Origin of the sequence: Shewanella sp. T24-MNA-CIBAN-0130, assembly GCF_040310185.1 — a bacterium.
GTDB classification, from domain to species: domain Bacteria; phylum Pseudomonadota; class Gammaproteobacteria; order Enterobacterales; family Shewanellaceae; genus Shewanella; species Shewanella psychromarinicola.
This window is the reverse complement of the sequence record NZ_JBEOPP010000048.1, coordinates 1-24,516: the sequence shown is the minus strand read 5'-3', so window position 1 is coordinate 24,516 and position 24,516 is coordinate 1. Positions and strand designations below refer to the sequence as shown.

Genomic DNA, 24,516 nt, shown 5'->3' with positions numbered 1-24,516 from the left:
CTTAATCAATGAGACAAATGAGACATTGAAGACATCGGAAATTTAGGAACATATGAAACAATTAGAAACTGCAGATTTACCTGTAATTTTATGTGTAGACGATGAGACCAGTATTTTAAAGTCTTTACAACGTGTGTTTTTTTCATCAAATGTTCAACTATTACAAGCGTCTAGTGGTAAACAAGCACTAGAAATAATGCAACAACACAAAGTGAACCTGATCATTTCTGATATGCGAATGCCAAATATGACAGGTGCAGAGTTTCTTGCACAAGCAGCCGTAATGCAGCCTGACAGTTATCGTATTTTGATGACTGGATACTCGGATATTCAATCTACTGTTACGGCCATTAATATCGGTAAAATTCATCGTTATATTCAAAAGCCTTGGGATAATACTGAACTACTTGCACAAGTTAATGAGGGGCTAGAGACTTATCGCCTAATTAAAAAAAATAAAGAACTGACAAAGAAAATTGCAGTTCAAAATAAACAACTAAAACAATTGAATACCAATCTAGAAGACACGGTACAGCAACGAACCCAACAACTAAAACAAAGTTTACAACAATATAAAACCTTGGCCAATAATCGAGGTAATGAACAGAAAGCCACATTAGAAGTGCTTTATAATTTAATTAGTATCAATCCGGAAATAAACGGTCAGTTTGCACTTAAAATCAGTGAAACCTGCAATAACATCGCTAACCTATTAGGCATCACTCCACCTGGAGTCGAAATTATTACTAAAGCAGGATTATATTCCGAGCTAGGCAAATTAGGGTTACCTTCTTATTGCCTGAATAAGCCATATGATGAACTGACTAGTGCTGACCAAAAACATTTTATGCGTCATCCTCAATTAGCAGAAGAGATTTTAACACCTGCCGTTCATTTATCTGTAATGAGTGAAATTATTGCTAGTCAATATGAACAATATAATGGTACCGGAGAGCCTTTACAGAGAGCGGGCAAAAATATTCACATAGGATCGCGAATTTTATCCGTTGCTAGAGATTTTTGGCATGAATTTCTGCCTAAAAAAAATATTCAAGAGCCGACAAAAGAACAAGTATATAAACTGATAATGCTTCAACAAGGTATTTTATACGACCCAAAAGTGGTTGAAGCATTGGGAAAGTTAATATTTAGTAATGAAAATAATAAAGAAAACATTCATTATTCCGAAGAAGAGTTCTCAAATGGCATACACATAGGAGAAATATCTATTGGTATGCGACTTAGTCAAAATCTCTATAATCGTAAGCATATGCTATTACTACCAAAGGGACATGTCTTTTGTGCTAAAACAATCAATAACTTACAGAGTTATGAAAAGAGGCACAAAGAAACGTTACTGATAAAAGCAGAGAAAGTTGAAAAGTGTCCTGATCAGGCAGTACAAAAGAATGTATAACTCGATAATCGCATCTACATTGTTACTATTTATCCACATATGTTTTAACGGTGAATTATTATGAAGAACATGTTAATAAAACTGTTTTTCTCAAAGGCATTTTCTACAAGACGCATGTGGTTCTTTATCTACGCCACATCACTTGGCTTGATTGCTAATACCATGGCAATTGACATTCCCATTGTAGTGCCGTTTCTTGTGGGTAATATTGCGTTTTCAATTATACTATTTCGATTAGGTTTCACTTGGTCGTTATTATCGTTAATCATTGTTTGCTTACCACTAGAAAGTCCATTAGTTATTGGTAATTGCGTTTTACAGTTAATGTTTCTTATGTGGCTTAGGCTCAATCTTAAGCAGTCTTTATGGCCCATATTTTGTATATATTCCATATCAATCTTTACCCTTGATTACCTATTGGGTAATGATTCTTTAAAAAGTACAACGATGTTATGGATCATTGCCACCATGTTACATTGCTGTCTTTTTGCCCTGTGTACCAAAACCGCATTGATGCTTAATACCATCACCATCACCCCATTAAATCAAAAACAGCAAAGTTTGCGTCTTCAACTGAGTCACCGAATTGGACTATACAGTGCAGTGCCATGCACAATATTGATTGCATTTATTTTGCAAGCAGCAATCGGACTGCATTTATCATCGCAACTACAATTTTATCAAGATGAGCAAAATGTGTTTGTGTCAAAAATAAAGCAGCACATAGAACGATATATCAGTAATACTGAGCTCGTTGCCAGCTTAGGACATAAAAATATAGATACACATACTCTCCAAACACTTAACGACCAGGAACCTGAATTTATCTCCACACTGGTGACCGATAAAAATGGCATCGTGACGCAATTTTACAAAGCTGGTGTATCGAAACTACCGATTAACAATGTGTCTGTTACTGACCGCAGTTATTTCAGTCAACCCAAAACAATTAATACCAGCTTTGTGAGTGAGAGTTTTAAAGGTAGAGCCCTCGGAGAAGACCTGCTTTTTGCCGTGAGCGCACCTATTTATCTAAACGGTATTTTTGATGGCGTAGTCGAAGTTTCGGTCGTTCTAGACACTCTCACCAAAACATTATCGTTTACTGATAACATCAGTCCAAACACGATTATACTTGATCGACAGTCAAAAAAGATATGGGGAAGCAATCACTTAGGAGAATTAGGCGATGTTTGGAATGAACACGCAATATTTGAACCATATCATCCTTCATTACTGCAACAGTTGTTTTTTAGCACGGCAAAATCCATTGTTTTCACAACAGATGCTCGTTACATACTAGTAAAAAGCAAATTAGACAAATTAAATTGGTCAACAATACATTATCAAGAAACAACCCCTTTTATTGTTCGCTATTTAATTTATCTTAGTATCGCAATGTTATCTTCATTATTAGTATTGAAATATATCACTGCATTATCAGGTCGTTTAGTGCATAACTATACTGAAACACTCGAAAAAATTACAGAATTCACACATCAATTAGGCACTGATAAACGAATCAATCAACCGCTGCATTTTAACTATTCGGCGCGAGAATTTGAGATACTGACTCAAAGTATAAACAACCTTAATGAACGTGTTATTAATTCAAGAGAAGCAATGATGAATTCAATGGCTGAAGTCAAAGCGTTGAACAATCAATTAGAAGACAGAGTGAAAGAAAGAACATTACAACTAGAACAAGAGCGCGACAGAGCAAATCAATTAGCAGCTATCAAGACTCGATTTTTAGCGAATATGAGCCATGAGATACGCACACCTATCACTATCATAAAAGGATTCACAGAAGAGTTACTTAACCACACAAATGGTGAAACCCAGCAAGTGTTGAACCGTATTCAGCAAAATACCTTACATCTACAAAATGTTATTAACGACATCTTAGATACCGCTAAAATTGATGAAGGTAAAATGACGTTTGATTTACAGCCTATCGGCCTTAGAGACTTTCTAGTGAATTCAATTGATAGTTCATCACAAATTGCTAAATCTAAAGGCCTATCAATACAGTGCGCAATAGAGGACATTTCTGACTTATATGTCATGGTTGATCCCTTTAGGCTACAACAAATTATACTTAATTTACTCAGTAATGCCGTTAAATTTACAGCCAATGGCACGATTATACTAAAAGCACATAAATCACCTGATAATACTTGTACTGTTCAAATCATAGATGAAGGTATTGGAATGAGTGATGAACAACAGCTCACTCTATTTGCAGCATTTAAGCAAGCAGACGTAAGCATAAGCCGGGATTATGGTGGCACTGGCCTAGGATTGTATATCAGTAAACAACTCGCTGATGCCATGGGGTTATTATTAACCGTGAAAAGTAAATTGGGTCAAGGATCCACTTTCACACTAACGTTGCCTACTACCAATACAAGACCCATGAGTAAGCCACTAGAACACATTAATTCGACAACATTTACTCAACGAGTATTAGGCGGCACACTGCTTATTGTTGATGATGTAGAGGATATACGCCAACTCATTGCTGTTTATGTCAAACCGTTAAAAATGAAAATATTATTTGCTGAAAATGGTAGGCAGGCTGTAGATATCGTCGACAAAGATCAGCCAGATATTATTATCATGGATCAACAAATGCCCATTATGGACGGATACCAGGCTGCCCAAATGTTAAGAAACAGGCACTTTACCAAACCCATTATTTCATTAAATGCGGACGTATTTAAAGAAGAACACTCACCGAATACCGTCTCGCCTTTCAATGCAGTATTGAACAAACCCATTGATAAAACGCAATTATTGCAAACCATCACTCGATGTTTTGACAAGCATCAAACCAACGCATCAAAACCAGATAACGACGATGTAAAAACACAAGACGAGTTAGACATGTTAAATGAAATTAAAAACTTACGCCTAGAGTATCTAGATAGTTTACGAGCAATTCCCGACCAACTCATCTTACTTGCATCAAGTTCAGATCACGATCAAGTTAAGAATTTATTTCACAAAATTAAAGGAACCAGTGCTTGCTTAGGGTTAGATAATGTCAGCGAATCAGCAAAACAAGCCGAAATAGGCTTAAAGGCTGGAGAAAACCTACATGACGTATGTAAAAAATTCAATTCTAGTTTAAATAAATTAATTACAGATTCAGATGCTTAGATGTGTTTTATCAATTTTACCTGGCGGTAATAAGGGTAAAATGATGGTAAAAGTCGTGCCAACATTCACAGACGAACTAACCAATATCTTACCGTTATGTTTTTGAATGATACTGTAGGACAAGGACAGGCCTAAACCAGTGCCCTGACCTACGGGTTTGGTCGTATAAAAAGGCTCAAATATTTTACGTATCGCGCTGTCGCTAATACCACTGCCGGTATCTTTTATCTCAATAGTGACCTCAGTATCATCGCCGCGCACTGAGATATAAATGTGGCCTTTATTTTCGATCGCTTGTGCCGCATTGACCAATATATTAAGAAATACCTGATTCAGTTGCATTGGCTGGCATAACAATAGAGGTACAGACTCTTGATAATCGCGATGAATTTCGATTTTGTGTTTAAATTGGCTATTGGCAATTTTTAAGGTGCTTTCGATGCCATCAATGACATTACAGTTTTCCCATTCACTGCTATCAACATGAGAAAATGCTTTCAAGCTTCTGACTATATCGGTTACCCGTTCAATACCTTCGATAGATTCACTGACTAAATCTGGCATATCGTCGCGTAAAAAAGGATATTGCATGCGTTGTTGCATGTCTTGTTGAAGATTAATAAAAGTTTGATTTTTGGTTTTATCTATCACTTTTTCATAAAAACTAACCAGTTTTAGTAGCTTACTCGAGTAATCTTGTAAAATTTGTAAATTTGAAAAGATGAAGCCAATCGGATTATTAATTTCATGCGCAACACCAGCGGCTAATTGTCCAATTGCAGCCATTTTCTCTGATTGCAATAATTGATTCTGTGCAGCTTCAAGTTTATTGTTTAACTCTAGCAAAACAGAATGTTCTTGCGCCAGTTGTTGAGTTAATCCTTTTTGGCCTTGATAATAACTGGCAAGTTCAGTCACATCTTGCACAATCATACAGACTGTTTTAACCGTATTATTGGACACATCCAATGGTAGAAACTCAATATTTTGATACATCAAGGTTTCTTCACCCGTAATTGGACGGCTACTGCCAAACACAAAAACGTGCGGCTTATGTTCCCAATAAGAAAAACTGGCATTATTTAATATAAAGACACTGTTGATTTTTTTCTTTAAATACGTAGCTTGGTCTGGAAACATCTCTAATAAATTCAGCCCTCTAACATCATCGCTGCTAATCTTGAGGCGATCGGCAAAAAAGTCATTCCAATACTCAATCTCAAACTGATCATTAAGCACACAAACACCTAATGGAAGTTTTGCGGTTAGATTCTGTAACATGGACTCTGTTGCCATCATGACTCCAATAACTCATTTAATTTGGTTAAAACAATCGAAATTGAGTCAGCTTCTAAACAAATCATGATTTTAGAATCAAATCGACTAGATTCTATTTTAAATTCAACTTCCATTAATAATGTGTTGCCCCAGCGATAATGACCCGCAGAAAGAAGTGTTGGGTCAAATACTGTTGGCATACTTAATTTTGTATTCAGTGTTAATTGTTGTGCAAAACCATTTAAGCAGGCCCCTGCAAGAATATTAGATAATTCCAGTAATAACTCTTCTTGGGTAATGTTAGACAATGGCAATTCGTAATCCATCAATTCAGCAATGGCTTCACAGCCCTGTTTGGATTGCAGGGAAAGTACTTCCCCTTTCACTGTACCCAGAAAAGACTGCCTGGTATGCCACATGGTGTCTAAGTTGATCATCTCAACAAACTCTGTAGGGGTAACTGACGATATTTGAGGAATAGAAAGTGTAATCTTAGCGCCAATCAGTCTCGCAAGAGAATTGGCTGCTTGCCCCATAGAAATGTTCATTAGCTCCTGCAAAGCATCACGCTGTTCTTCACTTAAATAGTCATTCATATTAACCCCACGTCAGATAAAGCCTGCGATAATTGCTCTGCTTGTAGCGGTTTATGTAAAAAGCGAAATGCCCCAAGTCGATCGACTAATTTTTTAGCTTCGGGTTGAATATCCGCGCTAATCACAATAACAACTGTTTTAGCATGATGTTCCTGTAAATAGCTTAGGACACCAAATCCGTCCAGTTCGGGCATAGTTAAATCCAAAAAAAGCACTTCTGCTTTGCCTGCTTCAACCGCTTCAATTGCCTCTTTGCCATTTTTGGCTTCGGTGATTTCAACATCCCAATCAACAGGGAGTGCACGCCTAACTACTTTTCTTGACATCATCGAATCATCTGCAATGGTTACAGGTATAGGCATTATAATCTCCAGGTTGTCTCATTTGTCCTTTAGATTATGATGTAGTCTTACAGAAAGTCAAAATTTAATAGAGTATTTTTTATAAACAGTGGTGTTAATTCATTTTAGTTGACATAATCATCAGAAGACAAATAAGACACAACTTTCCATTAACAAGTTAAGCATCTATTACTATTGAGGTTTTTATGAAAGGTATCATTTTTAACGTACTTGAAGACATGATAGTTGAACAATGTGGTATGGGTGTATGGAATGACTTAATGGAAAAACATGCGCCTGCGGACAGAGTATATGTTTCGGCTATCAACTATCCAGAAAATGAGTTATTTGCCATCGCAACAGAAGTCTCCGAGATTTTAGGTCTTCCTTTACAAGATGTCATAAAAGCCTTTGGCCAATTTTTATTTTCAGGCTTGGCTGCAAACCATACTGCCGTTGTTGAACGTTTCACAGACTTTACGTCACTCGTTATGGGCATTCATAATATCATCCACGTAGAAGTGAATAAGCTTTACGATGAGCCCTCATTACCTACCATCATGTCGACAATGATCGATGACCATAATATTGAACTCAAATACGATTCTCCGCGTAAATTATGTTTTTGTGCTGAAGGGCTTATCTTTGGTGCAGCTGATTATTATCATCAAAATATTAGCATCAAACATGACACCTGCATGCATCAAGGTGCTGAACAGTGCATCTTAAATATAGAGTTAAAAAATGATTGATAAATCTAACCCATATTACATTGCCTACCATCGAGAAAAGAAAGCCCGAGTTGAAGTTGAGCAATTGTTAGAAGATTACACTAGACAAGTGTATGAAAAAAATATGTTGTTAGAACAGCAGATTAAACAAATTAAAAATCAACAGCAGTCACTGATACAACAAGAGAAATTAGCCTTATTGGGGACTCTCGCTGCTGGTGTAGCTCATGAAATCAATAACCCATTAGCGTTTGTGATCAGTAATGTCACCACATTAAACAGTTATGTGAACGACTTAATTGAGGTAATCCCTAAAGAACAGTTAAGTCAAAGCGACAAAAATACTATCCATTTTATTACAGAAGACTTACCAGAGCTTATCACCGATAACGATCAAGGTTTTTTTCGCATTAAAGATATTGTTAAAAATCTGTTGTTCTTTGCCAGAACAGACTCCGAAGAATTAACAGAAATTGATTTGTCTGGTGCCATTGATATGGCAGTCAAATTATTAGGCCCAAAACTAAAAAATATTCAAGTTAAACAAGAACTTTGCAAAGTACCTAAAATTCGGTTTAATTCAGGAGAGCTTAACCAAGTGCTGGTCAATATCTTGGTTAATGCCATTCAAGCCTGTGAACAGCCAGCAAATAATAGCGCGATCATCACCATCAAACTGGCGCAGCATGACGGTATGATTCAACTCAATATTATCGATAATGGTTGTGGTATGTCTCCTGAAGTGCAACAAAGAATGTTTGATGCTTTTTATACTAACAAGCCTGTAGGCACTGGCACTGGTATAGGAATGTCGATTGTGTTGCAGATATTAAAACAACACAATGCGACGATTGATGTACAGTCTGAATTAGACAAAGGTACCATCATAAAAATTGGCTTTAATTTATCGGCATCCATATAGAAAATAAATTATAAATAAGTACTTAGCCAATATTTTTATTAAAAAAATCAACAGTCCGCTGCCATGCTAATTCCGCATTAATTTCATCATATCTGCTGGTCGAATCGTTATGAAATCCGTGATGGGCTTTTTTATACATGTGCATGGTATAGGGTACCTTAAATGCTTTTAAATCTTGCTCGTACTCGGGCCAAGTATTGTTAACCCTTTCATCTAACTCGCCTAATTGAATTAATAATGGCGCTTTAATATTTTGTCTTAATTCTTTTGCTGCTGGAGTGCCATAAAATGGAACACCGGCTTGAATCAAATTTGAATCAACTGCCGCGAGATAATTAACAATATAGCCGCCAAAACAAAATCCCACCGCACCTAAGTTACCATTACTGCGTTGATGCGTTTTCAAAAACTGGGCGGCCGCAACAAAGTCTTGTTCAATTTTGCTGCGGTCTAATGATTGCTGCATTGCCCGGCCTTCATCATCATTACCAGGATAACCGCCTAGTGAAAAAAGTGCATCAGGAGCAAAAGCAATAAACCCCGCTTTCGCTAAACGGCGAGCAACATCTTCAATATATGGATTTAAACCACGATTTTCATGAACGACTAATACAACGGGCAATAACCCTGTTTTACTTGTGGGCTCGACTAAATAGCCCTGGCCTTTGCCATAACCTAAAGGCGAATCAAATTGAGTGTAAGTGGCTTTAATGTCGGCATCATTAAATGACACTTGCTCAGCTAGCGCATAATTAGGCAATAATGCCGAAGTCAGCACACTCATTGAATAACCTAATGCCACTAACGAGCCAAGTTTGCCAATGAATGTTCTACGGTCCATACCACCGTGTGCATAGGAGTCATACCAATCAAATGCTTGCTGTGGAATGTTATTAGATGATTTGTGCATCAGGAGTTCCCTCTTCGATTTAAATACTCTGGTAATAGCGCATGATAGTCGCTGAAATCTCATCAATCATCTTCACGCCATCAATACGCCTTACTATGTACATAAGTTCAATACTAACAAGGCTCAAGCGCATGTGATAAGTTTTTTCTATCGTTGTATGTAATCTTGGGTTTATTGGTTTGTATTCTACAAAGTTTTATTGGCTGTAATCATTGAAATAAGGTTAAGTTGACGGAATAGCTTCATTTCTCGCCGACCTGATGTAAACGTGTAAGACGTAAAACTTCAATAGACGAATAGCCAAAATATTCCCAAAACGATACTGGAGATTGTTCTGCACTCAAAAGTAAGCGACCAAAATATGCTAGTAAGTTTATAAGTTTACATGCCTATGCATTTGGCTCAGTAAGAATGTATTGGCGTGTGAATTATTGCCAAATTTAACAATCTGTTAGGTATTTCTCTTTCCATTTGTCTACGATTGAACCGATAACAGAACTCGCTCAGATATTCTTGCAGGTACTTTCCTGAAACACCATGAAATGTCCCAAGTAAAAATGCCTTTAAGTTACCAATGGCAATATGAACCCAAGGCAGCCATTCATCAACAAGCTCACTGGGGGTAACCCTCGCTTCATGTTGTTGAGTCTTATCTATAATGTTCAACGCAGGTAAGCCGTCTGTATGCACTTCTTGCTGTCTCGTTAAGTGTTTGGCAACGAACTTTTCAACACTATCATGGCAAACGCTATTCACAGCCTGCATAGCAATAAATCCAGCTCTTTCTCCTTTGCTTTCAACGGCAACTAAAACAGGTGTTTTACCTTCTGCTCCACGTCCACGCTTGCCCTTCCTTTTGCCACCCACTAACGCATCATCAATTTCAATAACGCCTGACAGTCTATATAAGCTGTCTCTATGGCCCATAGCCGTTCTCAGCTTACTTAATATCAAACGTGCCGTTCGCCAATTAACTTCAATGTGCTTGCTCAATCTTAATGCTGAAATACTGCCTTTATCTGAGCCTAAAAAGTAGATTGCCCAAAACCACTTAGTGATAGGAATACGGCTACCGTGGAATAATGTGTCAGCTGTGACCGATGTTTGTTTATGACATTGACTGCATTCATATACATTGCGGGTTGTAAGCTCATAGGCATGCTCACAAGAGCATCTAGGGCAAACAAAACCATTAGGCCATCTCATTTTCTTAATGTGATTTAAGCAATCAGTTTCAGAGCTGAATTGACGTTGCCATTCAAAAAAACTCGTTTCAGGCATTTTCATAGCAAATCTCACTTCTAGTCTTGATTTATACTATAAGAATAGGCCAAAACTGACTCAGATGCATAGGCATGTTGGATTAAGATACAAAAAACCACTTAATAGCGGCCTTTTTGTGCTTGAAGGCTAGCTGAGGTGAGTAGCTCGCGCAAGACAATGAGGTCAAGTGTTGCCTCTTATCACCCATTACTTTTTGTATTTTAAAATCAGTAACCCCCCCAAAAAAACACAACTTGAGCCGTAGCTCACATTGGGGCGTGCGACGTGAGGTCGTATGAAGCGCTGTTCACCGCTTTTGAGTGAACCATCTGTATCACCAGATGAACCTAGGAACAATGGTTAAAGTCTGGCTTTATGGTTAAAGGGCTGTTTTATCTAATATGTCGAGAAAAATGAACCGCTGAGCAACCAGTATGATACTTTAATACTTGGTATGGCACTTTATTACTCGACCACAGTTAGTCGATACCCACCACCCGCCTCAATAAAAAGTGAGAAATTTTTAGCGTGACCATCGGTTGCCGCTAATAGCCAAAACAGCACCTGAGACTTCATGAAGTTAACTCGATCTTGCTCTGAATTGGTGGAGCCTAATAAAGATGACATAATCTGCTCAATATCGGGACCGCCGTGGCTTTCATATTTTCTCGCTAGCGGAATGTTTAATGCTTGGCAAAAGTCCTCTTGGGGCAAACGCATAATCCATTTACAGTAGATGATGCCCGTGGCGTTGAGTCTAGTAAAGACAGGATGCTCAGCAAAGAGGAAATTCACCGTTGGCCTCTCTCTTTGTATAAACAGGGGCATAATATGGTACTGCGGCCAAAACCAGTTTTTACCTTCACCTCGGGCAAACGCAAAACCCGCTGCTGACGAGGTGGGTGTATTGCTGCTTAGGGTGATTGACGCTAACTAGGCGAGTTTGGCTATCACATGTTTGTACTACAGAAAGGGGCGAAACGGGACGCCCTATTAAAGTAGATCTTTGAGCCGGTTTAACAGCGCTTTACGGCTACTATTAGCCACAATGAAGCATTTGAAACTCTGTTCAAAAGCAGGACGATCCCCTTTGAACTGATAGGCTTCGTTCAGCTGATGCAAATCGCGTGATGCCGCATCGTAACCACTGGCGCAAGTTCGATCCGCTTGCTCTTGTGCTTGCTGCCAGCAGCGCTCACGCTGATTGTAGAGATCCGTCAACATCTTCTCTTTTTCCGCTTTTTCAATCGCCATTTTTTTTGCGAGCGCTGCGGCTTGCTCCTGCTGTAATTGGCTTTGAGCTTGTTCAAAGTAAGAAGAAATCACGTCGGGGGTTAACCAATACTGATAGGTTTCGTCTTTGTTGGCAGATTCTTTTCGCGTCATCGCTAAGGCTTGATGACGGGTTAGCTGGCCTTGTTCAAAAAGCGTGCTTAATAGCGTGTTTTTCTCCGCTTCCGTGAGATTATGCAGCCACACATCATACTGAAATTGGGCTTGTTTTGCTTGGTGACGTGGTTGATCGTTCAGTACCATCGCAAGTGCTTTAACCCAAGCTAAGGAAATATCATACAACGCAGAAAAAGCCTGTAATTCCTCACTAAGATGCTCAAAATCGAATTGAATTAAAGGTATTTCCTCAAGTTCGTCATTACAATCTAACGCTTTGAGCCACATAAAGTACACAAGGCGCCAATTACCTTGGATTAACTCGCTGCGTAAACCAGCTAAATACTGGAAAAAGTCGTTAGCATTTTCATCGTCAAAATATTCATAATACTCCTCGAGGGAAAAAATCAGCAATTGCCATTCTTCACTTTCGTGTACATGAAACCCATCACGTGAAAAACCAAGTAACGCATCAGGAAGAGTTCCTGCTGGTAGCTTGATGTAAGCATCGATTGTGCCCCAATCGGCATAGTAAAAACCAATGTCGAAGTATGTTAACATCAGCTCAGCGGGTTCTGCCTTTAAGTCACTGTAGGTGTAATACACCTGAAAGGACGTCGCGCTGATCTCAGCGCGGCTTGAAACGGTTCTGAGTGATTGGCGTGCCTTAGCATCCAAGTACCCATCCAATAGCTCGAATTTATAGTATTGATATTCGCTCACGATGACCTTGCTATGCGTTAATGGTGAATTGAAAGGTGTGTTTTAACAAAGGCTGTACCTGAACCACTCTGGCGACGGGTTCAGCGTTTAAATAACGTCTTGGGTCAATGGTCACAAATCCCCAAAACTGTAAAAATCGCTCAATAAAACGTGATTCAATGAGTATGCTTAAACTTCTTTCTGGCGAGAAGTCATCTTCCGTAGGGAAAGACTGTCGTAAATCGGGGAAAGCCGTCATAACCTCTTCAACCAGCTGATCCACACTGTTGTGGCTTTGAATACGCCACAGCATGAACAACCAAAAGGGTCGCAAGTCGATATCGTATTCAAAACCGTCCAAATACTCCCAGTTATATTTGCTGATTGCAGCTTCTAACATAGGTTTGAAAAATGCTTGTATACCTTCGGCCTGATACTGTTTTTGCGCTGATTTTTTCACATGGTAGCGGCCGCTGCGTCGATAAATAATGCCACTAATTTCGGCTAGCACTCTGGCGTAGTGCAAAGCATTAAACTTATCTTCGTTACTACCTGCAAACTCACTGATACTAATGTGACGCTCGAATTGAGCAACGGCAAACTCAGGCAATAACTCACTGGCCTGTTTGACCAATTTAGCCGATAAGTTGCCTTTGCTCGTGGCTTTGAATGATCCATCTTGCGCCATGGCCTCATCAAGAATGAGAGCTAGATAACGCATCACAGGGCTGGCCAACAGCTCATATGGTGTGCTGATTGTCACCCACTGTAATTCATCGAAAGGCGCATAAAGCCAATTGGCCATTTGCGTTGGTGTCACACCACAAAAATCGGGATGAGGTTGATTATTGCGATCCTGGACTTTGTGCTGTAAAGCAGCGTTGAGTTCATCAAGGCTCAAATTTGGTTTCATTGCCAGCATGGCGTCGACATCATCAAAGACTTGGGCATGTTGTTTGGAGAGGCTGCTCATACAACAACGTTTAAATTTTTTACCGCTGCCACAATGGCAAAGATCGTTACGACCAAGCTTCATTGTTGTGTCCCTTCTTATTATTGTAGAAAAAGCACTGCGTTTTCCTGTTTGCGCTGATCCAATGTCTTAGCAATCGCAGATACTGTCGTTTTACTGGTCCCTTGTTGCTGTGCAAGATAAGTAAATTGGCTGAGTGCTTCAGCAACTTCTTCAATAACTTGCCTTGCATCACTCCAATTCGAAAAGCCTGCACTGCTCGCAAGTTTTTGCATCACCTTAATCGGTGGCGCTTTGCCATAACCTCCGAATGCAGTGGCGTGTTCGTTAAATGGATGTGGGCTGTACGTAACATCGTAAAAAGGTGCAGGATTCCATTGGCCATCATCAGCTTGCAAAGACGCCCAGTTTTTACTGTGGTCGTCTTGGTTAGACGACAGTAGATTAAAAATGGCGCGGCGAAATTGCAGTTGCCCAGCGGCTGGAGATTTACACAGCTGACGGCTGGCTTTGATCAAGTCAATGTAATCTAAACTTGGCGTTCGAAAGTCTGTATCCAGCAGCCCGCAGGCGCTGTGCATATGCAAGCGGCCTGAACTGCGCTTGCTGCTTAAATGGGTCTGTTCAGTGACGTAATCAAAACGCTTGAGCGCCAACCAAGCAGGCGCACCGCTTGTATTTGGTGCTTCAATAAGTTGCCAAATTGGCGGTTGGCACTTTGCTTGCTCGGCCATTTGCAAATAGACCGCCTCACACAAGCCTTCTTCATGACCGAGCGCTAGATTTTTCGAGGTAAACTTAATCAGCCAAGCTTCATCACCGGATTGGGCTACGGTTCGACAATGCTGAGTTTCCCCGGCAGGCATATAAATCTGCGCCTTTGGTCTTGCTCCACCCGAACTCCCCCCAGCGACTAATGCGGCCAACACTTGTTGAGTATGCCCATCTAAATCATCGTTGTTGTCATCCATATAACCTGACATTGAAGAATCGAACAGCGTTTGTGCTTCTAAGCCCAAGGTTGCTAAATCAATATCAGCGTGCGTCGAGGTTGAAAACTCAGACTCCGGAGAAAAAGACAGCGCCCCCATGCCTTTATCACCAACAAAGGCCAGCCTGTCCATCGCTGTTAATTGATTAGGCAGAATCCCTTTTTGCCGAAAAATACGATCTTGTAACAGCATGCCCCAACCATCGGGCAAACAATCCCCAAATACGCCATGCACACCTTGATGCGGTTGTTTAGGTGCTGCTTGAACTTGCGTATGAGCTTGTAAAGTAAAAGGCGATAAATTGCCAAACTGCTGCAAATAGCTGTCTGCATACTGAAAAAAAACGCCTTGCCGGTTCTGAGCCAAGACCCCTACCGATACCTGCTCACCTGAGCTTAACGTGCGGGTTACGGTGAGTTTTTGAATGGGTTTAAAACTCATCTTTTAGGACCTCATCAATGCTAATGGGGGTAGCAACGCGCTCTTTGTTAGGTTGCGTGAGCTGATAAAGCCTATCCAATGAGTCGAGAGTCTGCCAAAGCAACAGCAATTGGCGAAATGAAATTTGCCCTGTCAGCTCGAATTTCTTAATGGTGGACGCAGGCACGCAGCTGCGTTCTGCCAATGCCGTTCGTGATAGTTTTGCGCGTTGGCGTAACTCACGCAAATAAGCAGCATAGGCTTGGCTCACATCGGTATCATCAAGTAAGGTAAAATTCATCCGCAACGACTCAGTGGATACAGTTATATCCATTGTAGCGGTAAAGAAGCAAAAATAGCCACTATTGTATCCATTAATAGAAAAGGTATTGAAAATTTACTCGATAAAGCCTTTCAAAACGGCTATTTTTTAGCTCTAACAGCAAAGTGAAAACACCACTGTTTTTCGTACTCATAACCAAGAAGCTCCACTAAAATTGAGTAAAAGCCATAGGCAAGTGGTGGGCAAACAGGCATTTTTGAACAGTTTCTTTTCGATAAGCTAGTGACGCATTATTAGTGACGGTATAGCTTTTATTCTGGCAGCCTTACAGACTCCCCCCCAAGTCGGCTGGTTTAGCTGAACCCAGTTTTTCACACTCTAGGTCTACTGGAAAACAAAAAAGTGATCGTCTTCAATGTTATTGAGCGATCGGTTTCATGTTATTACGCAGCATAAAAGCATTGCTAGGACACCAAGCCATTATAGATACGCTTGGCTCTGATATTACAAGTAACCTGCAAGTGATCCTGTTAGATAAAATGTACGGAGATCTCAGAAACTAGCTATCTCATGGGTATATGCCTGCATCAAACTATTGGGGAACTGCTCCGAAGTATTTATGGTGGCTTGCTCTTCACATTTTAATGCTGCCTCTCGCGAGGCATTGGAAAGAAAACTACAAAGTAGAAGAGGCTGTTGAGTAATCTAATGCAGGCAGTGCAGCACAATGCTCTCCCTACTTTATTCAGGAAATATCCCCTATGTCTTGTCCTTGAAAAGCTCCAGCTCTCTACAAGCGATAAATCCTCTCTCGACAACTCATGATACCCAGCGCTTTCAACCTTTCCAGTAATGTCATAGCAAGTGTCATTTAGTAGAGTAACAACGTGATCTCGCCCCACATTAATCAGGGCTTTGGCTTCAGGAAACAGAGCGGCCAGAAACTGGTGAAATTGGTAACACCCACCTTCAAGAAATATGGTTTCAACATACCTATCAGTCGAGCGTAAAGAGCTAATTACCCCCTCAATTTCCATGTGCCTGTTTCCTTTGTCAGTGCTTGGCTTTCAATGGGTACTTATCAGGGTGTTTAATACCGTCCATAGATAAGTCCACATCAAGATCTGGCCAACAAAAACCATCTCGACCTTGCTCTTCAACATTAAAGACGGCGCTTACAGCCGCATCCTTAAACCAAGGAAAGGCTTCAAAACTTAAGAAGTGCTCCTCCCCTTTAGCAAACAGCCAAAGACCATGGGGAGTAACTCCCAAGACCTTAGCCAAAGTGTTTATTCCAAGCTGCTCTGATTTCATCTTCGTGATCCTTAACGCTGCGCTCAAGTTTAGAAAGCTCTTTAACTGAAAGGTGGTAGCTGCTGGCTAAGCCAATTTCAGGTTCTAACCAGAACTTTGCCTCGCCTTCATGCCCTACGACATGAACATGCATTCTTGCTTCTTCATTGGAAAAAAAGAAGAACTTAAACCCTCTTTCTAGGTAAATTGCTGGACTCATCTGTACGCCTTATCTGATTAACTTAAAACTATTATGAGCGATTGCCGCTCACATGCAACGTTATTTTGAGCGAATACTGCACACTATTTGCTATCACGTTCTATTTTCAAACCCAACACTATCAATTCAACGGCGCGGCGGCGGGTCTTCCACCAATCATAAAAGGTACGGCGTGGAACCTGGGCGAGATCTGCGACTTCTGTTGCATCTAGGCCACAATTAGCTTTGCAATACTTTGAAAATTCGCCTTGTTCTTTATTTGTCATATCATCCACTTTCTTCTCAACTTGAAGGATTCTAACCTTTTTTGTTTTGTTGCTTTTCTTTTGATAAACCACTCTGCAATCGGACTAAAAGCCGTATAATCCATTGCGAGGATCTTGCTAATAGAATTATCACTAAAGCCTGTTGTGATCATGATATCATTTGTGCTCATTCCTGCTTTATATGACTCAATAACGCACGTTCTAACAAGTGATAGACGCCTTACACCTGCATCCCAGAGCCCTGCATTTTTAATTAACTGATCTAACAGCCTGTTCATTGCGTGTGGGCTGATGCTTTCCCCTCTATGTTGCACAGTGAACGGCTTGAGATTGTCATCGACAAATAACGGGGCGTTTGGGTTTAGGCTCAGGTAATGCTTGTGAGGTATCGTATTGTTCCCCAATTCAACCAGCCATTTAATATACTTTTCGAACGCCCTTTTTAGCTCATCATTAGCCAGCACAATAGGCAATTCTGGTATTTTTACATTGGTCCTCTTGTATTCCATAACCAGAACAGGGTTTCCTCTGCGAACTAACTGTCATAACCGCTTCTTTCTTGTATTTAACCTGATACATAAAGGTTTAATAGATAAGAAATGTTAGATCACGCTGCTTTTTAACGATAATGCTACCATCCACTAAACTCGCTTTAGTATAGAGTAAGACTCTGTCAAAAAAGGTCGCTTTTATCATGACGATAAAACCTACCGCTATCAACGTTATTTAGTTGCTTAGCGATGAAGCTAATTTTAGTAGTGGTAACGACACGAAATTATCGTGATAGCGTGATCATCAACAGCATAAACAAGCCTATTTGTGTCATCAATACGACGCGACCAAAAGCCAGATAAGTTTTCCTTTAGTGGCTCTGGTTTACCTATGCCCTCAAATGGCGAACGTTTAACATCATTGATCAGCTTATTAATTCGCTTTAGTGTTTTCTTGTCTTGAGTTTGCCAGTACAAATAGTCATTCCAAGCATCGTCAGTCCAGGAAAGTAAACGCATGCGACTACTCATCAATTAACTCTCGTGCTGTTGTTTTACCAGCACGATACTGCGCTATGGAACGATTTAAATGCTCGGCATTTTCAGGCGAGCGAAGTAAATGAACTGTCTCCATAAGACTATTGTAATAGTCTAGAGACATAACCACTGCATCTTCCGAGTCACGGCGAGTTATTACGGTTGTGTCAGCATCATTAACGACACCGTCTAAAACGGCTTTGAGACTGTTTCTAGCTTCAGTAAAAGATACGATCTTCATATGAACCTCCACATGTACATTTAATTGCACAAGTATAGCCTTATACGTTTAAGTTGTACAGCTAATTGGACATGTGATATTGATAAGGCAACTAACGTTTTAGTCATTTATGCGTTGCACTGTTTGCATCAGGCAAAAAATCATAGTTTATTTGAAGCGGTTGTGGTTCTTTCGTATAGGCTGGAATGTTTACCACTTCTACTTTAATCTTCTGTTTTGGTTGATATTTTCTCCCTGGTGAAGTACAAACAGCGTTTCTATATGTTGCAAAGCGACTTATCGATAACGTTTGCTCTATTGCTTCATGTGGCATTGAAAGTCCTAAGATCGATTAATATTGTCGATACCGTCAGTTTTGTACTAATATGACTCTGAGCGCTTTGGATATTCCTGCTTCGGCAGCCCACCAAAGACATAAGATAAAGATAAAGATTAAGCCTACGACTTCTGTTGTGGGTTTTTTCGTTTAAAGGGGCTAACCGCCATCTTTTGGCTTTGTCCCCACCTTTTATTTTGTACTGGGGCATTTCTTCTTGGGGTACATACACCCGTTCCCAGATGGAAATGGAAGAACTAGCAGGTTTTTGATGAACTTTATGTTCTTGCTCGGAGGTTATCATTGGACAATTATTCCTGTAACTCAGCGTACCAAGTACCTTGATCCGCTGGAGAGTGCCTCGATAGATAGTAATGTTGCGCCGTTTGCTGAGTTTATAAAAGGTATAATGCCTGCTTAGAAGTAGGAAGATAATGAGTTTGATGTTGAGTGCTAAACATAATGCTTATTAGGAAGAGTGAGCGACTGGGTTCATTCTAAATCAAAACAATACTAATAAAATATGCACATTTTTATGCTAATGCTGGATGGCTAAGGCAAGTCAAAGCTAAATATGGTACGGCCAATCAAAATCGACTTATCTGTTATTGATAAAGAACAATGATGGTAGCACTCGTATTTACCATGACAGAATCATCGCTTTCGAACATCATATTATGAACATGTTAAGGAACTACTGATGACAACGACCCAAGAAGCTTCATATCAACAACTCAAAGCACTTCTTGAGTGTTATTTTACAATTGATGACCAAGATTACCTGATCCCTGTATTACTGAGTTTTTCAGGTGATGCCAATAAGGTCATCTCTTGGTTTACTCAAGAGCCTATACCCGCATTCGGTAATATCACAGCTTTAGGGGTTTGTGTTAGTGGCGATGGTAAATTGTTGATCGATTATATAAAGTCAATTCAAATGGGTGGGTATGCTTAGGTTGGACCACCACCAACCAAAACAAACTGACACTCACTTATTGTTGGAGACTCTATCGACGACATTGACAATTATTGTTAACACCGCAAAAGTGCTGAATGGCACTGAATTAATGAGACATGACGGTTATTGTGAGTTTAATAACAAGGTTCATTCATTACAAGCCGGCTTAGCCACTTTTAGTTAAGTAGCACAATGAGGTCAGCCACAAAGTCACTATACTGGTAATAAATACATTTTATATTGGGTATATCTAACATGAGTAAAAAGCCGATATCGATGAACGCTTTAAACATTAGGATAGCAAACGCTCAAGACTTAAGTACTTGCGGGGGGCTACTATTCGATAATATTTTTGACGTTGTAGATGAGGATAAAGCGATTTGTCTCAAAGAAAGCTCAGATATGTGTATTGGTATCAGAGAAATTTTGACGACATGCCAGATATCGAATTCTGCCAAGCATCAGCTAGCCTTGAAGCGAATTGAGCAAATATGGAATGCAGAACCTAATACCGAACTGGGAAATGAGCTAGATGAGTTGGTTAGAATTGTTTGCTCCTATGAAGAGCAATTTTTGAGCTAGATGTGAGGGGGACAGCATTCTCTGTCAAGTTACGCCTAACTGTGATCCTTTTAATGGGTTTAGGTAAGAATGAGATGACCGCTCAACCTCTTACAGCTCATGAAGATGCATGATTTGTTCAGAAAATGAGTCCAATACAAAATAACGGTTAACTTGTGGATTGATCGACAAGTAACTGTGCCATAGGTTGGGTGTTACATGACATTGAATGGCTTGTGTTGGATCTTCCTCTATTAGCCTAATGGCAGATCTCGCAAGGGTTTTTCAATGACTTCAATCATAGATTTGGTCAGCGGCAAATGCACTTTTTCTTTCGTCCATACTTCTTAGAAACCTTCCACTGTTTGCTTGGCAGGATCCAGCACCAGCTTTTCTGGCAACATGGCTTTGGCCGCTAAATGCGATAATTCATCCAAAGTAAACTCACTGAATTTTTTACTCCGACTAACCTTTAACGCAGACAGACATTCGATCGGCTTAGTTTACTCAACATTGGGTTGCAAATAACCATTATAAGTTTGTTGCGTAAGTTTACTAAAGGGTGATTTTTAATGCCTATCGTATTAAAATACTTATCAAAGTAAACTCGCTGATTTACACGAAACCAATATTCAGACGTTAAGTCACCTCAGATCGATTTAAGCCATAACAGAAATCGCATTGAAATCGACATCAGAGATATTACATTGTGGCTTACTTTCTTTGAGTGGATAGGCGATTAAACCGCCAACCACATTCAACAAAAACAACTAAACGATTGATTTAAAACTACTTTGCGCGAATAGGTTGGGCCTATTTTACCGAGAGACCAACCAAAAACTAATTCACTGATTTAAATCAACTTTTTACCATCACTCATACACCGGTGAGACTAAAAACCGCCAAAACATCAGCCATTGAGACGCCATTATCTGAGGCTGTAGGATGAGGCATCTCACGTGGATGGCTTAAGCGTAAGTCAGATGGGAGCTGTTTTGTGCTCTGATAAGCACTCTGGTGGGGTTTATTAGGCAGGCAAATGAAGCACCTATTATGTATGAGTATGTATGAGTGTTATTTAAGCGAGACCAACAAGAAGCCAATTGCTAGTTAAGTAGTCGTCTAGATCTATCCTTTAAGCCATCAATAATCGTATCTCTTATATGCACTGGAAAATCTTGAGGTAACTGAGAGTTAACTTTAGTGATGACTGAGTCAACTGAATTGGCTATCTCATTCATGATGTCCGCCATAGTTGCAGGATCAAAACCTACGGCTTTTGCGGTTTGAATAAAGTGCCTTGGGAAGATCTGTCCTATTTGGTACTTCTTACCTCTTGTCGCTTTGAGCCCCATAGCCAGCTTTGCATCGCAAATATTTACCCCTTTACCGCCGAGCACAGGATACAAAGATAAAATATCGTAAAAAGAGGTTAGTCGATATCCGCCACCCGCCTCAATAAAAAGTGAGAAATTTTTAGCGTGACCATCGGTTGCCGCTAATAGCCAAAACAGCACCTGAGACTTCATGAAGTTAACTCGATCTTGCTCTGAATTGGTGGAGCCTAATAAAGACAACATAATCTGCTCAATATCGGGGCCGCCGTGGCTTTCATATTTTCTCGCTAGCGGAATGTTTAATGCTTGGCAAAAGTCCTCTTGGGGCAAACGCATAATCCATTTACCATCAGATGAGAGCCTACGGTCAAAGCGTTCCACAGCAAGCGCCTTAACATCACCCACCTTAATGATAGAGCATTGTGGTACATCTAAACCAAACTCCCTCACAATCATCATACATAAGTATTCGTTTTCAACGCTGTCAGACATATCAAGAGTATGTGAATGACTCGGTATCGAACCTATGGGCAGCTTAATGATGTGTGTTGTCGGGGTCGCCTTAATAGGAAGCCGCCACTGTCCATCTAGATTAAGTAAGGCGGTTTTTTCTTGGGCACCTGCAATCGATATTCGAAAGTCATCTTCATCGGTTAACATGCCTAATGGAATATCCGACTGATAACCCTTTAACACTCTTTCCAATTCTTTATCTGATAAGGGTTTAGACTCAATCTTTTTGATATCAAACGGCTGTTGATCATGTGGTACAAGTTGCAATGCACCGACACTGTCTTGGCCGACTTTAGCCAATAAATCGAACGCTTGGGTCGATTTAGCATTGTGGCGAGCAACAATTCTGTTTCTCACCTCTATATTATCTGGGAGTAGATTATCGAAGAAATTGTAAACCTCATCACCTTTATACGCTTGCTTACGCAGTGGCATAGACAAAGAGATGGGACGGCTGTTAGGGGTATCTAACCATTGCTGTTCATACTTAAACAGATGGGAGCCTGTGGTCGATTTAGTGAACACTCCGACTAGGTAACCATTCATATAAACATCAAGGATAGCCATTACCACTCCTCCTTCCATTCTTGCTCTGTCGGTATGGCTCTATCATCTACAAGCTCACACCCTAACTCTGGGTTTCTAACCTTAATGTCTAGCTCAAGGTTTAATGCCGATAATATCTTAAACAGTGTTTCTATCTTAGTAGAGTCAGGGTTCTGCTCAAAGCTAGAAACCGTATCCTGACGAATGCCGACCTTACTAGCCGCTTTACTTTGCGATAGCTTCATATTCAGCCGCGCATCTTTAAGATACGCGCTAAGCTGCTTTGAGTTCGTCACCTTCATAATCACTTTACCTATATAAACAGTTCCAATATCACTTTACACGCTATAACAGGTAAATCAAGTTTTACACGCTATAACCGTTAAAGTAATATTTACACGCTATAGACGTTAAATATGTAATGACATGCTAACGCGTGTTGCGATAAAAGAGACAGACCCAAAAATATGAATGAATAAAAAAGAAATACCAAGGGGGAGTTTGCCCATAAGAATATCAGCTTACAGACCAATCAAAGTGGTACTAAAGTGGTGACTAAATGTATTTTACACAAACAAAGGCACAAGTAACATACTGAATTAAAAATACAATTAAAACTCGCACCACATTCAGAGTCAGAGCATAGAGCAGAAATTACTAACCTTTACAAAGGGTTACAAACCTTCGCTTACCGTCATGTAACTATCAAACAGGGTCATGACGGTAACTCCAAACCTTCTAGAACCTTTATTAAACGTCAGTTCCCTTCAATTTTAAAAATCGAAATACAAGTCATTTGGCGAGTCCCAACAAATAGTGACATCCAAAATAGTGACTAAACAAATTAAAGGAGAAAAATTGGAGGTAATAACACATAGCGGTAGTTGTTACATTATTGAGCATAATCCAAATCTTTTCGAATTAACACTCGCTGAATTTGCAGTGATGAGAACAGGAGCGTACTCGCCCCAGCGTATAATTGAGATGAGAGACATATTAAAGCAACTCAACAAAAATCAACATTGAAATAGATTGCCGCTGTGATGATTGTTTGTTAACTAGTCAAATAATCACCACTATCGGTTATTTATTGATGATACATTTCACGAGAGTAATATAATCACCTTTATCGGTGAATATATTTAAAAGTTACTGGAATCGTTCTATAATCACTGAAATCGGTGATTAATTTTTAGTAAGGTTCGATTGATGGCTAAGAAAGTAACAGCTTCGAAAATGCCTAGCTCTGCATTCATAGATAATGCAGAAGTTCTGGGCCAACTCATCAAAGCAAAAAGAACGGAACTCGGCCTAAAATTAGCAGACTGTGCCGCGCTATGCGGAATTGGTATTAATACTTTATCACGTATTGAAAACGGAAATTCAAACTGCACTTTATCAGCGGTATTTTCTATTTTAAACGGATTAGGTATTAAGCTAACCTCTAAAGAATTAACCCCTTTAGAAAAGATATCATCACCTCACGATGACTGGGTTTAGATATGACAAAAGCTTACACATACAGGCTAGGCATCAAATACGCTGATCAAGTGATTGGAAATTTATCTTTAGATAACACTACCAACTTATTAAAACTTAGTTATTCACCGCAGTGGCAAAACGAAGGTTTTGCTATCTCACCCCATTTATCACTGGATAATCAACACTCACCAGAAGTCGCTTACAACTTTCTAGATAATGCCTTGCCTGAAGGTGAAGCAAGAAAGCTATTGGCTGAAAATCTGGGTATTTCAGAGAAAAATGTTTATTCACAAGTCCCCCCTGTGTCAGGATTGTTGTCACCCCTTAAAATCATCCAATAATTAAATAGAGGGGGCGGTCAATGAGAGCTCAA

The 24,516-nt window shown here is 39.8% G+C and carries 28 protein-coding genes and 2 pseudogenes; 9 read left to right on the top strand and 21 right to left on the bottom strand.

The genetic code is table 11. The features are described from left to right. The first annotated feature begins 52 nt into the window (after positions 1–52). Positions 53–1,417 (top strand): response regulator c-di-GMP phosphodiesterase, NosR family, encoded by a 1,365-nt coding sequence (gene nosR / locus AAEZ02_RS16790; protein WP_351124118.1) that lies wholly within the window; start codon positions 53–55, stop codon positions 1,415–1,417. Between the two features lie 60 nt (positions 1,418–1,477). Then, a complete protein-coding gene (locus tag AAEZ02_RS16785; RefSeq protein ID WP_351124115.1) occupies positions 1,478–4,582 on the top strand; it encodes an ATP-binding protein in 3,105 nt (1,034 codons plus the stop codon). Here AAEZ02_RS16785 and AAEZ02_RS16780 read toward each other — a convergent pair. The 3 genes from AAEZ02_RS16780 to AAEZ02_RS16770 are packed head-to-tail and all read right to left on the bottom strand — an operon-like array spanning position 4,571 to position 6,818. Further along, positions 4,571–5,878, bottom strand: a complete 1,308-nt coding sequence (locus AAEZ02_RS16780; protein WP_351124112.1) for a PAS domain-containing sensor histidine kinase — start codon at positions 5,876–5,878, stop codon at positions 4,571–4,573. The two genes, AAEZ02_RS16785 and AAEZ02_RS16780, sit on opposite strands and share 12 nt — an antisense overlap. Further along, on the bottom strand, positions 5,878–6,456 hold the full coding sequence (locus AAEZ02_RS16775) for a chemotaxis protein CheC (protein ID WP_101087163.1): 579 nt from the start codon (positions 6,454–6,456) through the stop codon (positions 5,878–5,880). Before AAEZ02_RS16775 ends, AAEZ02_RS16780 begins: the two co-directional genes overlap by 1 nt. Then, positions 6,453–6,818 carry a response regulator gene (locus AAEZ02_RS16770; protein WP_162023171.1) on the bottom strand — a complete coding sequence of 122 codons (366 nt, stop codon included), beginning with the start codon at positions 6,816–6,818 and terminating at the stop codon, positions 6,453–6,455. The genes AAEZ02_RS16775 and AAEZ02_RS16770 overlap by 4 nt, the downstream gene beginning before the upstream one ends. 185 nt (positions 6,819–7,003) lie before the next feature. Here AAEZ02_RS16770 and AAEZ02_RS16765 point away from each other — a divergent pair, with 185 nt between their 5' ends. Together AAEZ02_RS16765 and AAEZ02_RS16760 are read left to right on the top strand one after the other, a co-directional pair. Then, on the top strand, positions 7,004–7,549 hold the full coding sequence (locus AAEZ02_RS16765; RefSeq protein ID WP_351124109.1) for a heme NO-binding domain-containing protein: 546 nt from the start codon (positions 7,004–7,006) through the stop codon (positions 7,547–7,549). After that, positions 7,542–8,450 carry a sensor histidine kinase gene (locus AAEZ02_RS16760; protein WP_351124106.1) on the top strand — a complete coding sequence of 303 codons (909 nt, stop codon included), beginning with the start codon at positions 7,542–7,544 and terminating at the stop codon, positions 8,448–8,450. Before AAEZ02_RS16765 ends, AAEZ02_RS16760 begins: the two co-directional genes overlap by 8 nt. A 22-nt stretch (positions 8,451–8,472) precedes the next feature. On the opposite strand, the gene AAEZ02_RS16755 is transcribed toward AAEZ02_RS16760, so the two are convergent. The 15 genes and pseudogenes from AAEZ02_RS16755 to AAEZ02_RS16685 all read right to left on the bottom strand — a co-directional run bounded on the left by AAEZ02_RS16755 (position 8,473) and on the right by AAEZ02_RS16685 (position 18,743). Then, complete coding sequence (locus AAEZ02_RS16755; RefSeq protein ID WP_351124103.1) at positions 8,473–9,360, bottom strand: dienelactone hydrolase family protein; 888 nt, start codon at positions 9,358–9,360, stop codon at positions 8,473–8,475. A 402-nt stretch (positions 9,361–9,762) separates the two neighbouring features. After that, positions 9,763–10,647 (bottom strand): IS1595 family transposase, encoded by an 885-nt coding sequence (locus tag AAEZ02_RS16750; protein ID WP_351124100.1) that lies wholly within the window; start codon positions 10,645–10,647, stop codon positions 9,763–9,765. Positions 10,648–11,100: 453 nt separating this feature from the next. Then, positions 11,101–11,349: pseudogene (locus AAEZ02_RS16745) on the bottom strand (HipA domain-containing protein); the annotation flags it as partial. A gap of 267 nt (positions 11,350–11,616) precedes the next feature. Continuing rightward, complete coding sequence (locus AAEZ02_RS16735) at positions 11,617–12,735, bottom strand: hypothetical protein (protein ID WP_351124097.1); 1,119 nt, start codon at positions 12,733–12,735, stop codon at positions 11,617–11,619. Between the two features lie 10 nt (positions 12,736–12,745). After that, on the bottom strand, positions 12,746–13,750 hold the full coding sequence (locus AAEZ02_RS16730) for a YecA family protein (protein ID WP_351124094.1): 1,005 nt from the start codon (positions 13,748–13,750) through the stop codon (positions 12,746–12,748). A gap of 17 nt (positions 13,751–13,767) precedes the next feature. After that, the gene (locus tag AAEZ02_RS16725) at positions 13,768–15,120 is read right to left on the bottom strand and encodes a type II toxin-antitoxin system HipA family toxin (RefSeq protein ID WP_351124091.1); all 1,353 of its coding nucleotides are present in this window, start codon (positions 15,118–15,120) and stop codon (positions 13,768–13,770) included. Next, positions 15,110–15,400, bottom strand: coding sequence for a helix-turn-helix domain-containing protein (locus AAEZ02_RS16720; protein ID WP_124013273.1), 291 nt, complete (start codon positions 15,398–15,400; stop codon positions 15,110–15,112). The genes AAEZ02_RS16725 and AAEZ02_RS16720 overlap by 11 nt, the downstream gene beginning before the upstream one ends. A 623-nt stretch (positions 15,401–16,023) precedes the next feature. Beyond that, on the bottom strand, positions 16,024–16,419 hold the full coding sequence (locus AAEZ02_RS23755; protein WP_502959552.1) for a hypothetical protein: 396 nt from the start codon (positions 16,417–16,419) through the stop codon (positions 16,024–16,026). A gap of 16 nt (positions 16,420–16,435) precedes the next feature. Next, positions 16,436–16,696: a DUF2442 domain-containing protein gene (locus AAEZ02_RS16715; protein ID WP_124013271.1), complete on the bottom strand. Its 261-nt coding sequence runs from the start codon at positions 16,694–16,696 to the stop codon at positions 16,436–16,438. Next, positions 16,659–16,895: a DUF4160 domain-containing protein gene (locus AAEZ02_RS16710; protein WP_124013270.1), complete on the bottom strand. Its 237-nt coding sequence runs from the start codon at positions 16,893–16,895 to the stop codon at positions 16,659–16,661. Before AAEZ02_RS16710 ends, AAEZ02_RS16715 begins: the two co-directional genes overlap by 38 nt. 83 nt (positions 16,896–16,978) lie before the next feature. Then, positions 16,979–17,161, bottom strand: a complete 183-nt coding sequence (locus tag AAEZ02_RS16705; RefSeq protein ID WP_124013269.1) for a hypothetical protein — start codon at positions 17,159–17,161, stop codon at positions 16,979–16,981. Further along, positions 17,158–17,670, bottom strand: a complete 513-nt coding sequence (locus AAEZ02_RS16700; RefSeq protein ID WP_351076546.1) for a hypothetical protein — start codon at positions 17,668–17,670, stop codon at positions 17,158–17,160. The genes AAEZ02_RS16705 and AAEZ02_RS16700 overlap by 4 nt, the downstream gene beginning before the upstream one ends. A 243-nt stretch (positions 17,671–17,913) precedes the next feature. Beyond that, positions 17,914–18,183 (bottom strand): Txe/YoeB family addiction module toxin, encoded by a 270-nt coding sequence (locus tag AAEZ02_RS16695; protein WP_192115891.1) that lies wholly within the window; start codon positions 18,181–18,183, stop codon positions 17,914–17,916. Further along, positions 18,176–18,430 (bottom strand): type II toxin-antitoxin system Phd/YefM family antitoxin, encoded by a 255-nt coding sequence (locus AAEZ02_RS16690; RefSeq protein ID WP_124013263.1) that lies wholly within the window; start codon positions 18,428–18,430, stop codon positions 18,176–18,178. The genes AAEZ02_RS16695 and AAEZ02_RS16690 overlap by 8 nt, the downstream gene beginning before the upstream one ends. A 103-nt stretch (positions 18,431–18,533) precedes the next feature. After that, positions 18,534–18,743, bottom strand: coding sequence for a hypothetical protein (locus AAEZ02_RS16685; protein ID WP_351124088.1), 210 nt, complete (start codon positions 18,741–18,743; stop codon positions 18,534–18,536). Between the two features lie 220 nt (positions 18,744–18,963). On the opposite strand from AAEZ02_RS16685, the gene AAEZ02_RS16680 reads away from it, so the two are divergent. From AAEZ02_RS16680 to AAEZ02_RS16670, 3 genes are all read left to right on the top strand, one after another. Next, positions 18,964–19,167, top strand: coding sequence for a Fic family protein (locus AAEZ02_RS16680; protein ID WP_164839453.1), 204 nt, complete (start codon positions 18,964–18,966; stop codon positions 19,165–19,167). A gap of 279 nt (positions 19,168–19,446) precedes the next feature. Then, complete coding sequence (locus AAEZ02_RS16675) at positions 19,447–19,701, top strand: hypothetical protein (RefSeq protein ID WP_124013262.1); 255 nt, start codon at positions 19,447–19,449, stop codon at positions 19,699–19,701. Between the two features lie 258 nt (positions 19,702–19,959). Beyond that, on the top strand, positions 19,960–20,286 hold the full coding sequence (locus tag AAEZ02_RS16670) for a hypothetical protein (RefSeq protein ID WP_351124084.1): 327 nt from the start codon (positions 19,960–19,962) through the stop codon (positions 20,284–20,286). Between the two features lie 638 nt (positions 20,287–20,924). Here AAEZ02_RS16670 and AAEZ02_RS16660 read toward each other — a convergent pair. From AAEZ02_RS16660 to AAEZ02_RS16650, 3 genes and pseudogenes are all read right to left on the bottom strand, one after another. Then, positions 20,925–21,032 (bottom strand): annotated as a pseudogene (locus tag AAEZ02_RS16660) (IS982 family transposase); the annotation flags it as partial. Positions 21,033–21,371: 339 nt separating this feature from the next. Next, positions 21,372–22,682, bottom strand: coding sequence for a type II toxin-antitoxin system HipA family toxin (locus AAEZ02_RS16655; protein WP_351124081.1), 1,311 nt, complete (start codon positions 22,680–22,682; stop codon positions 21,372–21,374). Further along, the gene (locus AAEZ02_RS16650; protein WP_351124078.1) at positions 22,682–22,963 is read right to left on the bottom strand and encodes a helix-turn-helix domain-containing protein; all 282 of its coding nucleotides are present in this window, start codon (positions 22,961–22,963) and stop codon (positions 22,682–22,684) included. Before AAEZ02_RS16650 ends, AAEZ02_RS16655 begins: the two co-directional genes overlap by 1 nt. Positions 22,964–23,870: 907 nt before the next feature. Between AAEZ02_RS16650 and AAEZ02_RS16645 the strand changes: the two genes are divergently transcribed. Further along, positions 23,871–24,161 carry a helix-turn-helix domain-containing protein gene (locus tag AAEZ02_RS16645; protein ID WP_124013258.1) on the top strand — a complete coding sequence of 97 codons (291 nt, stop codon included), beginning with the start codon at positions 23,871–23,873 and terminating at the stop codon, positions 24,159–24,161. Positions 24,162–24,163: 2 nt separating this feature from the next. Continuing rightward, the gene (locus AAEZ02_RS16640; protein WP_351124075.1) at positions 24,164–24,484 is read left to right on the top strand and encodes a HipA N-terminal domain-containing protein; all 321 of its coding nucleotides are present in this window, start codon (positions 24,164–24,166) and stop codon (positions 24,482–24,484) included. Positions 24,485–24,516 lie beyond the last annotated feature (32 nt).